Source organism: Streptomyces sp. WMMC500 (assembly GCF_027497195.1).
Classification (GTDB): domain Bacteria; phylum Actinomycetota; class Actinomycetes; order Streptomycetales; family Streptomycetaceae; genus Streptomyces.
This window is the reverse complement of the sequence record NZ_CP114905.1, coordinates 8,488,373-8,506,305: the sequence shown is the minus strand read 5'-3', so window position 1 is coordinate 8,506,305 and position 17,933 is coordinate 8,488,373. Positions and strand designations below refer to the sequence as shown.

Below are 17,933 nucleotides of genomic sequence, written 5' to 3'. Positions count from 1 at the left end.
GCGCCGCCCCAGCAATTCCGTACAGAGGAGCGACGACCAATGTCGGACGAAGCCAGGCTTCGGGAGTACCTGACCCGCGCCATCGCCGAGCTGCACCAGACGCGGCAGCGCCTGCAGGACGCCGAGACGGCACGGCAGGAGCCGATTGCGATCGTTTCGATGGCCTGCCGGTACCCGGGCGGGGTGCGCTCGCCCGAGGACCTGTGGCGGCTGGTCGCTGAGGGCACGGACGCGATCTCCGGGTTCCCCGGGAACCGCGGCTGGGACGTCGAGGGCCTCTACGACCCGGACCCCGACCGGACCGGGAAGAGCTACGCCCACGAGGGCGGCTTCCTGCACTCGGCGGACGAGTTCGACCCCGAGTTCTTCGGCATGAGCCCCCGGGAAGCCACGGCCACGGACCCGCAGCAGCGGCTGTTGCTGGAGGCGGCCTGGGAGGCGTTCGAGCGCGCGGGCATCGACTCCCACTCCCTCAAGGGCAGCAAGACGGGCGTCTTCGCCGGGGTCATGTACGACGACTACACCGGCCGGCTCATGCACCGGATCCCGGAGGGCTACGAGGGCTTCCTGGGCAATGGTGGTGCGGCGAGTGTGGCGTCGGGGCGGGTGGCGTACACCTTCGGCCTCGAAGGTCCGGCGGTGACGGTCGACACCGCGTGCTCGTCGTCTCTGGTGAGCATGCACCTGGCGGCGCAGGCGTTGCGCAACGACGAGTGCGACCTCGCTCTTGCCGGTGGTGTGACGGTGATGGCGACGCCGGGTGTGTTCGTGGAGTTCTCGCGGCAGCGGGGGCTGGCGCCGGACGGACGGTGCAAGCCGTTCGCCGAGGCGGCGGATGGGACGGGATGGGGTGAAGGCGTCGGGTTCGTGCTGCTGGAGCGGCTGTCGGACGCCGAGCGCAACGGGCACGAGATCCTTGCGGTGCTGCGCGGGTCGGCGGTCAACCAGGACGGTGCGTCCAACGGGCTGACGGCGCCGAACGGGCCGTCGCAGCAGCGGGTGATCGAGCAGGCTCTGGCCAGTGCGCGGTTGAGTGCGGGTCAGGTCGATGCGGTCGAGGCGCACGGTACGGGTACCACGCTGGGTGATCCGATCGAGGCGCAGGCGCTGCTGGCGACGTACGGCCAGGCGCACACCGAAGAGCGCCCGCTGTGGCTGGGGGCGGTGAAGTCGAACATCGGCCACACCCAGGCCGCGGCCGGGGTGGCCGGTGTGATCAAGATGGTGGAGGCGATGCGCCACGGCGTCCTGCCGGCCACCCTGCACGTGGACGAGCCCAGCAGTCACGTCGACTGGGACGCAGGCGCCGTATCGCTGCTCACGGAAGCACAGCCCTGGCCGGAGACCGGTGAGCCGCGACGCTCTGCCGTCTCCTCCTTCGGGATCAGCGGCACCAACGCGCACGTGATCCTGGAAGCCGCCCCGGAGCAGCCTGCCGACGCCGACGTGACGACCAGGTCGGCACCGGTGCCGGTGGTGATCTCCGCCCGTTCGGCGGCCGCCCTCGGGCAGGTCGCGGGCCGGCTCGCGGCGTACGTGGAGCAGCACCCCGAGGTCGAGGTCGGCGCGCTGGCCGGGCCGTTGTGGTCCGGGCGAGCGAAGCTCGAACACCGCGCGGGCATCGTCACCGCCGACCGCAGCGAGTTGCGGGACGCGCTGACCGCGCTGGCTTCCGGTGCCGCGCACTCCGCACTGGTCACCGGTCCGGGTCCGGCCGAGGGCGGTGGGCTGGCGGTGATGTTCTCCGGGCAGGGCAGCCAGCGCCCCGGCATGGGCCGCGAGTTGTACGAGACCTTCCCGGTCTACGCCGAAGCCCTGGACGAGGTCTGCACCGCACTCGACCACCACCTCGACACCGACATCCCGCTACGCGAAGTGACGTTCGCGGCGAAGGACAGCGAGCACGCGGCCCTGCTGGAGACCACCCTCTACACCCAGCCCGCGCTCTTCGCCCACCACGTCGCCGGCTACCGCCTCCTGCAGACCGCAGGCATCCAGCCCACCGCCCTCATCGGCCACTCCATCGGCGAACTCTCCGCCGCCCACCTCACCGGCACCCTCCCCCTCACCCTCGCCGCGGACATGGTCGCCACCCGCGCCAAGCTGCTCCACACCCTCCCCGAGGGCACCGGCATGCTCGCGGTCAACACCGACGCCGACGCCCTCACCCCGTACCTCCAACGCCACGGTGACGTGGCCATCGCGGCGCACAACTCCGCGACCTCCCTCGCCGTCGCCGGGCCTCTCGACGCCCTCGAAGCACTCGCCGGGGAGTTGACCGAGGCGGGTATCCGCACCAAGGCGCTCAAGGTCGCGCACGCCTTCCACACCGCCCACACCGAACCCGTCCTCGACGCCTTCACCGACCACCTGACGGACCTCTTCGCCCGCCACACCCTCGGCGAGGCGGAGGTACCCGTCATCTCCAACGTCACGGGTCTGCCCGCGACGGACCGCCAGCACCACGACCCCGCCTACTGGGCCCAGCACATCCGCCAGCCCGTCCACTTCCACCACGGCATCACCCACCTCACCCAAAACGAGAACATCACCCTCTTCACCGAACTCGCACCCCACCCCACCCTCACCCCACACCTCCCTTCCAGCGTCCGCAGCACCCCCCACCTGCCCACCGAAACCCTCACCCACCTCGCCACCCTGGCCAGCCTCCACAGCCACCACCACCCCACCAACCTCACCCCCCACCTCCCCGAGACCCCCGGCAACCTCCCGACACTGCCCACCTACCCGTTCCAGCACCGCCCCTACTGGCTCGACGCCCCCGCCGCGCTCACCAGCGCGACCGATCTCGGCCAGCTCGGCACCGCCCACGCCCTCCTCAGCGCCGCCGTCCAGCTCGCGGACACGACGGGGGCCGGCATCGGCTCCGCCGGCACGACGGTCTTCACCGGCCGCCTCAGCATGTCCACGCACCCGTGGCTGGCGGATCACGCTGTCGCCGGTACGGTCCTGCTGCCCGGCACCGCGCTGGTGGACCTCGCCCTGCACACCGGCGACCACACCGGCGCCACCCACCTGCAAGAACTGACCCTCCACGCGCCTCTCACCCTGGACGAGGCCGGTGCCCATGACGTCCAGGTCACCACCGCCCCCCAGCTCGGGGCAGACGGTGAAGCCGTCGGCCGCTGGCAGGTGACGATCCACTCGCGCCGCCACACCGCCGACGACGCCGAACCGGAGCCCTGGACCTGCCACGCCACGGGCATCCTCACCACCGAACCGGCGGCAGCGGCCCAGCCGCTCACCCAGTGGCCGCCGCCCGACGCGGAGCCCGTCGACGTCACCGATCTCTACCCCCGCCTCCTCGCAGCCGGCTACGACTACGGACCCGCCTTCCAAGGCGTCACCGCCGCCTGGCGCAGCACAAACGGCACCCTCCACGCAGAGATCACCCTGCCCGAGGACGCCGACACCACCGGCCACACCCTCCACCCCGCCCTCCTCGACGCCGCCCTCCACCCCCTCGCGGCCGAGAACCTCGGCAGGGAAGACGCGGACGGCCGGCTCCGGCTGCCCTTCGCCTGGACCGGCGTCACCGTCCACGCCACCGGCGCCACCCATCTGCGCGCCACCCTCGTCCCGACCGGCGAGCACGGCCACGACCTGACCCTGCACACGTGGGACCCCTCCGGCGCGCCCGTCGCCACCGTCGCCGCGCTCAACTCCCGCCCGGTCGACGCCTCTGCGCTCACCGGCGCCGCCCATGCGGGCGCCGCGACGCGCAACAGCCTGTTCCACCTCGCGTGGAATCCGGCCGCCACCGAGCAGGCCGAGCGGGTGGATCCGGAGCAGGTGGACCTCTATGTCGCGGTGCCCGCCGGGGACAACGGCCCCGCCGCCGCGCACGCCGCGGCGGAGGCGCTGCTGACCCACGTGCAGAGCTGGCTGGCCGACAACGACCAGACCGACCGCCGCCTCGTCGTGCTCACCCACCGCGCCGTCGCCACCGCCCCGGCCGACGACGTCCACCTCCCGCACGCGCCGCTCTGGGGTCTGGTCCGTACGGCGCAGAACGAGAACCCGGACCGCATCCGCCTCGTCGACACCGACACCACCGTCGACACCCTCACCGGCGGCGACCCCGCGTCCGTCCCCCACCTGGTCGAGGCCCTGGCCACCGGTGAGCCGCAGCTCGCCGTCCGCCACGACCAGGTCCTCGTCCCGCGGCTGGCCCGTTCCGCCGACGGCGCCGCCGACGCGCTGACGATTCCCGACGGGCGGTCCTGGCGGTTGGACAAGACCGCCTCCGGCACGTTCGACAACCTCGCCTTCCTGCCCAACCCGAACCTCCCCGAGGAGCTGGCTCCGCACCAGGTGCGCGTCGCGGTGCGGGCCATCGGGCTCAACTTCCGCGACGCCCTGATCACCCTGGGCATGTACCCGGGCGAGGCGCTGCTCGCCAGCGAGGGCGCCGGCGTCGTGACCGAGATCGGCGCCGACGTCGCCAACGTCGCGGTCGGCGACCGCGTCATGGGCATGTTCCCGAACGGCGTCGGCGCGCAGACGGTCACCGACCACCGCATGGTCACCGCCATCCCCGACCGGTGGTCCTTCACCGACGCGGCCGGAATCCCGGTGGCGTACCTCACCGCGTACTACGGGCTCAAGGACCTCGGCGGCCTGGCGGCCGGCGAGTCGCTGCTGCTGCACGCCGCCACCGGGGGCGTCGGCTCCGCCGCGCTCCAACTCGCCCGCCACTGGGGCGCCGACGTCTACGCGACGGCCAGCCCGGGCAAGCACCACCTGCTCTACGCCCAGGGCCTGGACGCGCACCACATCGCCTCCAGCCGCGACCTCGACTTCGAGGAACACTTCCGCACGCACACCCCCCACCGGGGTGTCGACGTCGTCCTCAACGCCCTTGCCCACGAATACACCGACGCGTCGCTGCGCCTGCTGCGACCCGGCGGCCGGTTCCTGGAGATGGGCAAGACCGACATCCGCGACCCGCGGGCCGTCGAGGCCGACCACCGGGTCCGCTACCAGAACTTCGACCTCATCGAGGCCGGCCCGGACCGCATCCAGGAGATGCTGGTCCACCTGGCCGAGCTGTTCGCCGCGGGCCATCTCACACCGCCGCGGACCACCTGCTTCGACGTGCGCCACGCGCCGAACGCGCTACGGCACCTCAGCCAGGCCCGGCACACGGGCAAGCTGATCCTCACGCTCCCCCGGCCGCTCGACCCGGACGGCACCGTGCTCCTCACCGGCGGCACGGGTGGCCTGGCGAGCCTGACGGCCCGTCACCTCATCACCGAGCACGGCGTACGCCACCTGCTGCTGGCCTCCCGCAGCGGCCCCGACCACCCCAAGGCCGACGCTCTCCGCCACGAGCTCACTGCACTCGGCGCCCAGGTCACCATCGCGGCCTGCGACGTCACCGAGGCCCACGCCGTACGCGCCCTCGTCGACTCCGTGGACGAGCAGCACCCCCTCACGGCCGTGATCCACACCCCGGGCGTGCTCAACGACACGATCCTGACCCAGCTCACCCCGGAGACCCTGCACCCGGTCCTGGCACCGAAAGTCGACGCCGCGTACCACCTGCACGAGGCGACCCGGCACCTCGACCTCGCCCACTTCGTGCTCTTCTCCTCGGCGGCCGGCACCCTCGGCAACCCCGGACAGGCCAACTACGCCGCCGCCAACACCTATTTGGACGCCCTCGCCCACCACCGCACCCGGCAGGGACTCCCCACCACCAGCCTCGCCTGGGGCTACTGGAAGCACACCACCGACCTCACCAGCCACCTCGGCGACAGCGAGGTGGCCCGCAGCGACGCGGCGCTCAGCACCGAGCTCGGCCTCCAGCTCCTCGACGCCGCCCTCGCCACCCCGTCCCCGTACCATCTCTGCGTCCCGCTGAACCCGGCCGCACTCCGCACCGGCGACCGCGTCCCCGCCCTCCTGCGCGACCTCGCGCCCCGGGCGCGCCGCCGGGCGGCAGCCGCCGCGGCGAACGAGGTCTCGGGGCTCGCGCAGCAGCTCGCCGGGCTGTCGGCCGCCGACCAGCAGCGCCTGCTGCTCGATCTCGTGCGCACCAACGCCGCCGCCGTGCTGGGCCACAGCGACGCCGGCGCCGTGGACGCGCAGGCTCCCTTCAACGACCTGGGGTTCGACTCCCTCACCGCGGTCGAACTGCGCAACCGGCTCGACTCCGCCACCGGGCTGCGGCTGCCGGCGACCCTGATCTTCGACTACCCGACCGCCCAGGTTCTCGCCGACCACATCGGCTCCGAGCTGCTGGAGGCGGCGCCGCGCTCGGCAGCGCCCCAGCTCGTGAACGCCGACACGGCGGACGATCCCGTCGTCATCGTGTCCATGGCGTGCCGCTTCCCCGGCGAGGTCCGCTCCGCCGCCGAGCTGTGGAAGCTCGTCGCCGAGGGCCGCGAGGGGCTGTCCGGCTTCCCGACGAACCGCGGCTGGGACCTCGACAACCTCTTCGACCCCGACCCGGCGGCGACGGGCAAGAGCTACACCAGCTACGGCACGTTCCTGCACGAGGCCGACGAGTTCGACGCGGACTTCTTCCGCATGAACCCGCGCGAAGCCCTGGCCACGGACCCGCAGCAGCGGCTGCTGCTGGAGACCTCGTGGGAGGCGTTCGAGCGGGCGGGCATCGACCCGACCACGCTCAGGGGCAGCAGCACCGCCGTCTACGCCGGGGTGATCTACGGCGACTACGGCGCCCGGCTGATGCAGAACGCTCCGGAGGGCTTCGAGGGCTACCTCGGCAACGGCAGCGCCGCGAGCGTCGCCTCCGGCCGGGTGGCGTACACCTTCGGTCTCGAGGGTCCGGCGGTGACGGTGGACACAGCGTGCTCGTCGTCGCTGGTCGCGCTGCACCTCGCGGCGCAGGCGCTGCGCAACGGCGAGTGCGACCTCGCCCTCGCGGGCGGCGCCACCGTCATGTCGAGCCCGGGTGCCTTCATCGAGTTCTCGCGGCAGCGCGTGCTGTCCGTGGACGGTCGGTGCAAGGCGTTCGCCGACGCGGCGGACGGTACGGGCTGGGGCGAGGGCGTCGGGCTCGTGCTGCTGGAGCGGCTGTCGGACGCCCAGCGCAACGGCCACAAGGTGCTGGCGGTGCTGCGCGGTTCCGCTATCAACCAGGACGGCGCGTCGAACGGGCTCACCGCGCCCAACGGCCCCTCGCAACAGCGGGTCATCGAGCAGGCCCTCGCCAGCGCTGGGCTGACGCCCGGTCAGGTGGACGCCGTCGAGGCGCACGGCACGGGCACGGCGCTGGGCGACCCGATCGAGGCGCAGGCGCTGCTGGCGACGTACGGGCGCGAGCACAGCCCCGAGCGGCCGCTGTGGCTGGGCTCGATCAAGTCCAACATCGGCCACACGCAGGCCGCGGCCGGCGTCGCCGGCGTTATGAAGATGGTCGAGGCGATGCGGCACGGAGTGCTGCCGCCCACGCTGCACGTGAACGAGCCGTCTCAGCACGTCGACTGGAGCTCCGGAACTATCTCGCTCGTCACGGAGTCGACGCCGTGGCCCGAGGGCGTCGGGCCGTACCGGGCGGCGGTGTCGTCGTTCGGCATCAGTGGCACGAACGCCCACGTGGTGCTGGAGGCAGCACCGGTTGAGGCTGCGGCGGCGGAGCCTTCGGCCGAGGTGGGCTCCGACGGTGCGGTGCCGGTGGTGGTGTCGGCTCGTTCGGCAGCGGCCCTGGCGCAGACGGCCGAGCAGCTTGCCGCCTACGTGGACGAGCACCCGGATGTCGAGGTCGGTGCGCTGGCCGGCCGACTGTGGTCCGGGCGGGCGAAGATGGACCACCGCGCCGGCATCATCACCACCGACCGCGACGAGCTGCGCGAAGCACTGACCGCGCTGGCGACCGGTGCCGCCCACCCGGCGCTGGCCACGGGACCGGGTCCGGTGGCCGCGGGGAAGACCGCGTTCGTCTTCCCCGGCCAGGGCTCCCAGTGGACCCGCATGGGCCACCAGCTCGCCACCGAAGAGCCGGTGTTCGCCGCGCACCTGGCCGCCTGCCGGGACGAGTTGTCCCGCTGGTGCGACTGGGACCTGCTGGAGGTGCTGGCCAGCGAGGACGAACACGCCCTCGACCCGGTCGACGTCGTCCAGCCCGCACTGTTCGCGGTCATGACCGGCATCGCCCAACTCCTGCGCCACCACGGCGTGGAACCCGACGCCGTCATCGGGCACTCGCAGGGGGAGATCGCCGCCGCCTACGTCGCCGGTGCGCTGACCCTTCCTGACGCGATCGCCGTGGTGGCCCTGCGGGCCCAGGCCATCACCCGCCTTGCAGGCACCGGCACCATGGCCTCTGTTCCGCTGCCCCAGGATGAGTTGGGCGAGCTGCCCGAGGGCGTGCATGTGGCCGCTGTCAACGGCCCCCACACCACCATCCTCGCCGGCGAGACCGGGCCCCTGACCGACCTGGTCAACACCTACCAGGAGCGGGAGATCAGGGCGCGCCTGATCCCGGTCGACTACGCCTCACACACCCCGCACGTCGAAGACCTACGCCAGACGATCATCGGCGACCTCACCCAGCGGGCCGCGATCGAACCGGTGCCGCCGGCCATCCCCTTCTACTCCACCCACACCGGCACCCTCCTGCCCTTCGACCAGGACCTCGACGCCGAGTACTGGTTCAACAACCTCCGCCACCCCGTCCACTTCCACACCACCCTCACCCAACTCCTCGACGACGGCCACCACACCCTCATCGAAACCAGCCCCCACCCCGTCATGACCGCGGCCCTGGCCGACACCTTCGAACAACGCACCACCCCGGCCCACCACCACACCACCCTCATCCGCAACAACGACACCAAAACCCGCTTCCTCACCGCACTCACCACCCTCCACACCCACCACCACCCCATCGACCTCACCCCCCACCTCGGGAGGACCGACCGTCCCACCGACGACCACCTGCCCGAGCTGCCCACCTACCCCTTCCAGCGGGAAAGCTACTGGCTCCACGGCTCCGCCCAGCTCACCAGCGCGTCCGACCTCGGCCTCGGCACCACCACCCACCCTCTGCTGCACGCCGCCGTCCCGCTCGCGGACCAGACGGGCAGCGGTGGCGCGATGGTGTTCACCGGCCGGGTCAGCCTGAGCAGCCACCCGTGGCTCGCCGACCACGCGGTCGCCGGTACGGTCCTGCTGCCGGGCACCGCGCTGGTGGACCTCGCCCTGCACACCGGCGACCACACCGGCGCCACCCACCTCGAAGAACTCACCCTCCAGACCCCACTGGTGCTCAAGGAGACCGGCGCCCGCGACCTCCAGGTCACCGCAGGACCTCACCCCGATGCGGACGGCTGGCAGGTCGCGATCCACTCCCGCCCGCACGCGGACGACGAGGCCGAGCCCGAGCCGTGGACCTGCCACGCGACGGGAACGCTCACCGCCGAACCGGCGGACGCGGCCCAGCCGCTCACCCAGTGGCCGCCGGCCGGCGCGCAGGCGCTCGACGTGACCGAGGTCTACCCCCGGCTGGCCGCGGGCGGCTACGAGTACGGGCTCGCATTCCGCGGCGTCACGGCCGCGTGGGCCCAGCCCGACGGCACCCTCCACGCCGAGATCGCCCTGCCCGAGGACACCGACCCCGACGGGCACACGATCCACCCCGCCCTGCTCGATGCCGCCCTCCACCCGCTGGCGGCCCAAGCCGGCACCCAGGCCGGGGCGCACGCGACGAAGGAAGGGCAACTGCGGCTGCCGTTCGCGTGGACCGGCGTCTCCGTGCACGCCACCGGCGCCACCCACCTCCGCGCGACGATCACCCCCGCCGGCGACGAGGGCCACGACCTTTCGCTTCGTGCCTGGGATCCGACCGGCGCCCCCGTCGCCACCATCGGGGCCCTCAACACCAGGGCCGTCGAAGCCTCGGCGCTGACCAGCAGCGCCGACACCGGCGCCGCGACCCGCAACAGCCTCTTCCACCTCTCCTGGAGCCCCGCCCCGGCAGAGCAGGACGAGCACGCGGAGCCGGATCGGTACGACGTGTACGTCGCCGCGCCCGCGGACGAGGACACCCCGGCCGCGGCCCACGCCACGACCGAGGCCCTGCTCAGCCACGTACAGAACTGGCTGGCCGACAACGACCAGACGGACCGCCGACTGGCGGTCGTCACCCACCGGGCCATCGCCACGCACCCCGCCGACGTCGTCCACCTCGCCCACGCGCCGCTCTGGGGCCTGCTCCGCAGCGCCCAGAACGAGAACCCCGACCGCATCCACGTCGTGGACACCGACGCCACGGGCATCGACCCGCACTCCGGCGTCGCCGGCATCCCGCACCTCGCCGACGCCCTCGCCACCGCCGAGCCCCAGACCGCCGTCCGCGGCGGCCAGGTGCTGGCCGCGCGCCTCGTGCGCGCGACGGGCGCGGAGAGCGGCGTGCTGGACGTGCCGGAAGGCACGTGGAAACTGGCGAGCGACGGCGACGGAACGCTGGAGGCGCTTGCGTGCCGGCCCGCCCCCGAGTGGGACGCGCCGCTGGCCGGCGGCCAGGTCCGCGTGCAACTGCACGCGATCGGCCTCAACTTCCGCGACACACTCATCGCCCTGGGCATGTACCCCGGCGACGCCCCCCTCGGCAGCGAGGGCGCCGGAGTGGTGACGGAGGTCGCCGACGACGTCACGTCCGTCGCCGTCGGCGACCGCGTCATGGGCCTCATGCCCGAGGGTGCCGGCAGCCGCGCGATCACCGACCACCGGCTGCTCACGCCCGTGCCGGCGGAGTGGTCCGCCACCCAGGCGGCGGGGATTCCGGTGGCCTTCCTGACCGCGTACTACGCGCTCAAAGACCTGGGCCGACTGCAAGCCGGCGAGTCGCTGCTGCTGCACGCCGCCACCGGCGGGGTCGGTTCCGCCGCGCTCCAACTCGCCCGCCACTTCGGCGCAGACGTCTACGCCACCGCCAGCCCGGGCAAGCACCACCTGCTCTACGCCCAGGGCCTGGACGAGCACCACATCGCGTCCAGCCGCGACCTCGACTTCGAGGAACACTTCCGCGCACACACCCCGCACCAGGGTGTCGACGTCGTCCTCAACGCCCTCGCCCACGAATACACCGACGCCTCGCTGCGCCTGGTGCGCCCCGGCGGCCGGTTCATCGAAATGGGCAAGACGGACATCCGCGACGCCGACACCGTCCAAGCCGAACACGAGGCCCACTACCGCAACTTCGATCTCATCGAAGCCGGCCCGGACCGCATCGGCGAGATCCTCACGCACCTGGCGGAACTGTTCGCCAGCGGCCACCTGACCCCGCTGCCGACCACCTCGTTCGACGTACGGCAGGCTCGCCACGCCCTGCGCTACCTCAGCCAGGCCCGGCACACCGGGAAACTGATCCTCACCCTCCCCCGCCCGGTCGACCCCGAGGGCACCGTCCTGATCACCGGCGGCACCGGCGTCCTCGCCGGACTCACCGCACGCCATCTGATCACCGAGCACGGCGTACGCCACCTCCTGCTGGCCTCCCGCAGCGGCCCCGACCACCCCGACGCCGGCGCTCTCCGCGACGAACTCACCGCACTCGGCGCCCACATCACCCTCACCGCCTGCGACGTCACCGACGCCGACGCCGTACAGGCCCTCATCGACTCCGTAGACGCACAGCACCCGCTGACCGCCGTCATCCACACCGCGGGCGCGCTGAACGACACCGTCCTGACCCAGCTCACCCCCGAGATCCTGCACCCCGTCCTCGACCCGAAGGTCGACGCCACCTATCACCTGCACCGGGCGACCCAGAAGCTGGACCTGGCGCACTTCGTCGTCTACTCCTCGGCGGCCGGCACCCTCGGCAACCCCGGGCAGGCCAACTACGCCGCCGCCAACACGTACTTGGACGCCCTCGCCCACCACCGCACCCGCCAGGGCCTCCCCACCACCAGCCTCGCCTGGGGCTACTGGAAGCAAGCCACCGGCCTCACCGCCCACCTCACCGCCGACCAGCAGAGTCGCACCGGCACACCGCTCACGACGGAACACGGTCTGCACCTCTTCGACGTCGCGCTTCGGGAGCGTCCCGAGTCGACGCTCGTCTGCATGCCGGTCGAGCCGGCGGGCCTGCGCCGCGCGTCGAAGGTGCCGCCGCTGCTCCGCGACCTCGTGTCGGCCACCGCGCGCCGCGCGACCGCCGCGGGCGCGAGCGCGGTGCGGCGCTCGGGGCTGACCGAGGAGTTGGCCGGGCTCGGGGAGGCCGAGCAGGACCGGCTGATGCTGGACGTGATCCGGAGCAACGTCGCGGCCGTGCTCGGCCACGCGCGCCCCGAGACCATCGACCCGCAGCGCCCGTTCAAGGAGCTGGGCTTCGACTCGCTGACCGCGGTCGAGCTGCGCAACCGGCTCACCAACGCCACCGCGCTCCAGCTCCCGTCCACGCTGGTCTTCGACCACCCGACGCTCACCGAGCTGTCGGCGTTCCTGCGCGGCAAGCTGCTCGACGAGCAGCCGCGGGCTCGCGCGGTGAAGCAGGTCACGCCCGTGGTGGACGACGACCCGATCGTGATCGTGTCGATGGCCTGCCGCTACCCCGGCGGGATGCGGCGGCCCGAGGATCTGTGGAGGCTGGTCTCCGAGGGCGTCGAGGCGATCGGCGACCTGCCGGAGGACCGGGGCTGGGACCTCGACGGCCTCTACGATCCGGACCCGGACGCACCGGGCAAGATGTACACCCGCAAGGGCGCGTTCCTGTATGACGCCGGTCAGTTCGACGCGGACTTCTTCCACATGAACCCGCGCGAGGCCCTGGCCACGGACCCACAGCAGCGGCTGCTGCTGGAGACGGCCTGGGAGGCGTTCGAGCGGGCGGGCATCGACCCCACCACCCTCAAGGGCAGCAGCACCGGTGTGTTCGCGGGCGTCATCTCCCAGGACTACCTCATGCGCATGCACGACGCACCTGACCACCTGGAGGGCTACTTCGCCACCGGCGGCTCGGCGAGCATCGCTTCGGGCCGGGTGGCGTACACCTTCGGGCTCGAAGGCCCGGCCATGACGGTGGACACGGCGTGCTCGTCGTCCCTCGTCGCGCTGCACCTCGCGGCGCAGGCGCTGCGCAACGGCGAGTGCGACCTGGCCCTGGCCGGCGGCGCGACCATCATGGCCACCCCCGGCACCTTCCAGGTCTTCTCGCGGCAGCGCGGCCTGGCCGCCGACGGCCGCTGCAAGCCCTTCGCCGACGCCGCCGACGGCACCGGCTGGGGCGAAGGCGTCGGTCTGGTGCTGGTCGAGCGACTGTCGGACGCGCGGCGCAACGGACACGACGTGCTCGCCGTCGTCCGCGGCTCCGCGGTCAACCAGGACGGCGCGTCGAACGGGCTCACCGCGCCCAACGGCCCCTCGCAGCGCCGGGTCATCGAGCAGGCGCTCGCCAACGCCGGGCTGAGCGGCGAGCAGGTCCACGCCGTCGAAGCACACGGCACCGGTACGACGCTGGGCGACCCGATCGAGGCGCAGGCGCTGCTGGAAACGTACGGCCAGGCGCACACGGAGGCGAATCCGCTGTGGCTGGGCTCGATCAAGTCCAACATCGGCCACACGCAGGCCGCGGCCGGTGTCGCGGGCGTCATCAAGATGGTCGAGGCCATGCGGCACGGGGTACTGCCCCCGACCCTCAACGTCGACATGCCCACCAGCCATGTCGACTGGGACGCGGGCCACATCGAGCTGCTGACGGAGGCGCGCCCCTGGCCCGAGGACGGACCGCGGCGGGCGGCGGTGTCGTCGTTCGGCATGAGTGGTACGAACGCCCACCTCATCCTCGAAGCACCGCCGGCTGCGGTGTCCGACGAGGCCGAGGCGGGCTCGGACGGTGCGGTGCCGGTGGTGGTGTCGGCGCGTTCGGCGGCCGCGCTGGCGCAGTCGGCCGAGCGGCTCGCCGCGTACGTGGACGAGCACCCGGATGTGGAGGTCGGTGCGCTGGCCGGGCGGTTGTGGTCCGGGCGGGCGAAGATGGACCACCGCGCCGGCGTGGTCACCACCGACCGCGACGAGTTGAGGGAGGCGCTGGCCGCGCTGGCGACCGGTGCCGCCCATCCGGCGCTGGTCACGGGGCCGGGTCCGGTGGCCGCGGGGAAGACCGCGTTCGTCTTCCCCGGCCAGGGCTCGCAGTGGACCCGCATGGGCCACCAGCTCGCCACCGAAGAACCCGTCTTCGCCGCCCACCTGGCTGCCTGCCGGGACGAGTTGTCCCGCTGGTGCGACTGGGACCTGCTGGAGGTGCTGGCCAGCGAGGACGAGCACGCCCTCGACCCGGTCGATGTCGTCCAGCCCGCACTGTTCGCGGTCATGACCGGCATCGCGCAACTTCTGCGCCACCACGGCGTGGAACCCGACGCCGTGATCGGGCACTCGCAGGGGGAGATCGCCGCGGCCTACGTCGCCGGTGCGCTGACCCTTCCTGACGCGATCGCCGTGGTGGCCCTGCGGGCCCAGGCCATCACCCGCCTTGCAGGCACCGGCACCATGGCGTCCGTTCCGCTGCCCAAGGATGAGTTGGGCGAGCTGCCGGAAGGCGTGCATGTGGCCGCTGTCAACGGCCCCCACACCACCATCCTCGCCGGCGAGACCGGGCCCCTGACCGACCTGGTCAACACCTACCAGGAGCGGGACGTTCGGGCCCGTCTGATCCCCGTCGACTACGCCTCACACACCCCGCACGTCGAAGACCTACGCGACACGATCATCGGAGACCTGACCCAGCGGGCCGCGATCGAACCGGTGCCGCCGAGCATCCCGTTCTACTCCACCCACACCGGCACCCTCCTGCCCTTCGACCAGGACCTCGACGCCGAGTACTGGTTCAACAACCTCCGCCACCCCGTCCACTTCCACACCACCCTGGAACAACTCCTCGACGACGGCCACCACACCCTCATCGAAACCAGCCCCCACCCCATCATGACCGCGGCCCTGGCCGACACCTTCGAACAACGCACCACCCCGGCCCACCACCACGCCACCCTCATCCGCAACAACGGCACCAAAACCCGCTTCCTCACCGCACTCACCACCCTCCACACCCACCACCACCCCATCGACCTCACCCCCCACCTCCCCGCGGCGGAGAGCGCGCTTCCGAGCCTCCCCACCTACCCGTTCCAGCACGAGCCGTACTGGCTGAACGCCCCGGCCCGGCTCACCAGCGCCACCGACCTCGGCCTCGCCGCCTCGACCCACCCGCTCCTGCACGCCTCGGTCCAGCTCGCCGACGGCATCGACTGCGGCGCGGGCACGACGGTGTTGACCGGCCGCGTCAGTCTGAGCAGCCATCCGTGGCTGGCGGACCACGCCGTCGCCGGGACGGTCCTCCTCCCCGGCACCGCCCTCGTGGACCTCGCCCTGCACACCGGCGACCACACCGGCGCCACCCACCTCGAAGAACTCACCCTCCAGGCCCCATTCGTGCTGGAGGAGACCGGCGCCCGCGACCTCCAGGTCACCGCCGCCGCGCAGGGAGGATCCGACACAGGGGGTACGGGCCGGTGGCAGGTCACCGTCCACTCGCGCCCGCACTCCGACGACGCCGAGCCCGAGCCGTGGACCTGCCACGCCACCGGCACCCTGACCGACGCCGCCGAAGCCGCCGAGCCGCTCACCCAGTGGCCGCCCGCGGGTGGCGAGCCGTTCGAGGTCAGCGCGCTCTACCCGGAGCTGGCGGCGGCGGGTTACGAGTACGGCCCGGTCTTCCAGGGCGTCACCGCCGCCTGGAAGGAAGCCGACGGGACGCTGCACGCCGAGATCGACCTCCCGCAGAGCGCCGATTCCGCCGGTCACACCATCCACCCCGCGCTCCTCGACGCCGCGTTCCACCCCCTGGCGGTGCACAACGACGGCGCGGACGGGCAGCTTCGGCTGCCGTTCGCGTGGAGCGGCGTCTCCGTCCACGCCACCGGCGCAACCCGGCTACGCGCCACCCTCACCCCGACCGGTGAGCAGGGGCAGGACCTCGCACTGCGCACCTGGGACACCACGGGCGCGCCGGTGGCCACGGTCACGGCGCTGACCACCCGGCCGATCGACGCCGCGGCGCTCAGCGCTCGTAGCGGCGAGGACACGCGCAACAGCCTGTTCCACCTCGCCTGGAGCACCACTCCGGCCGAGCAGGCGGAGCAGGTGGATCTCGCGCAGATCGACGTGTACGCCGCCGTCCCCGGCGCCGAGGACACGCCCGCCGCGGCCCACGCCGCGACCGAGGCGCTGCTCAGCAATCTGCAGAGCTGGCTGGCTGACAACGACGAGACCGACCGACGCCTCGTCGTCCTCACCCACCGCGCCGTCGCCACCGGCCCGGCGGAGGACGTCAATCTGGCCCAAGCGCCGCTGTGGGGCCTCGTCCGCTCCGCTCAGAACGAGAACCCGGGCCGCATCCACCTCATCGACACCGACACTGACACCGCGGACATCGAGCCCGACCCGGCGGACGTCCCGCATCTCGCCGAAGTTCTCGCCACCGGCGAGTCGCAACTCGCCGTCCGCAACGACGAAATCCTCATCCCGCGCCTCACGCGGTCCACCGACGACACGGCGGCAGAGCCCCGTCCTCTCGACGCCGAGGGCACCGTCCTGATCACCGGCGGCACCGGCGGCCTGGCAAGCCTGACCGCCCGCCACCTGATCACCGAGCACGGCGCACGCCACCTCCTGCTGGCCTCCCGCAGCGGCCCCGACCACCCCAACGCCACCGCGCTACGCGACGAACTCACCCCACTCGGCGCCCAGGTCACCATCGCGGCCTGCGACGTCACCGACGCCACCGCCGTACACGCCCTCGTCGACTCCATCGGCGACGACCACCCGCTGACCGCCGTCATCCACACCGCAGGGATCCTCAACGACACCGTCCTGACCCAGCTCACTCCCGAGACCCTGCACCCGGTCCTGGCGCCGAAGGTCGACGCCGCCTACCACCTCCACCAGGCGACCCAACACCTCGATCTCGCACACTTCGTCCTCTACTCCTCCGCCGCCGGCACCCTCGGCAACCCCGGACAGGCCAACTACGCCGCCGCCAACACCTACCTCGACGCCCTCGCCCACCACCGCACCCGGCAGGGACTCCCCACCACCAGCCTCGCCTGGGGCTACTGGGCACAGACCACCGACCTCACCGGCCACCTCACCACCCACCAGCAGACCCGCACCGGCACCCCCCTGACCACCGAACACGCCCTCCGCCTCCTCGACACCGCCCTCACCACCCCCCAACCCCACCACCTCTGCGTCCCGCTCAACCCGAGCACCCTGCGCACCACACCCCACCTCCCCCCACTCCTCCGCGACCTCGCACCGGCCCCCCGCCGCACCACCGCCGCGTCCGCCCCGGGCGCGCCCGGCGGGACCGCGCTGGCCGATCAGCTCACGGCGCTGCCGGAGCCGGAGCAGCGGCACAAGACCGTCCTCGACCTCGTACGCAACAACATCGCCGCCGTCCTCGGCCACGGCACCGCAGAAACCATCGACCCCCACCGCCCCTTCAAAGAACTCGGCTTCGACTCCCTCACCGCCGTCCAACTCCGCAACCAACTCACCACCACCACCGCACTACGCCTCCCCGCAACCCTGATCTTCGACCACCCCACCCCCGACGCGCTGGCCGGCCGGATCCTGGCGGACCTGATGCCGGAGGCGGTCACCGCGTCGCGCCGCGTGCTCGCCGATCTGGACGCGCTGGAGCTGGAGCTGAAGCAGCTCGCGGCGGACGAGGCGGAGCGCTCGCGGATCACGCTGCGGCTGCAGGCGCTGCTGTCGAACTGGAACGACGCGCGGCCGGTCCAGGCCGAGGACGTGAGCAACAAGATCCAGGAGTCGTCTACGGAGGAGATCTTCGACTTCATCGACCGGCAGCTCGGTCGTACGGACGGCGAGGGGGCACCTGCGGCGCCAGGTCAGTGAAAGGCCGGTGAAAGGAGAACCGC

At 72.5% G+C, this 17,933-nt stretch carries 1 protein-coding gene; it reads left to right on the top strand.

All coding sequences use genetic code 11. The annotated features are described in order from the left end of the window. Positions 1 to 39: 39 nt before the first annotated feature. Positions 40 to 17,910 carry a type I polyketide synthase gene (locus O7599_RS36550; protein WP_281619904.1) on the top strand — a complete coding sequence of 5,957 codons (17,871 nt, stop codon included), beginning with the start codon at positions 40 to 42 and terminating at the stop codon, positions 17,908 to 17,910. The last annotated feature ends 23 nt before the right edge of the window (positions 17,911 to 17,933 follow it).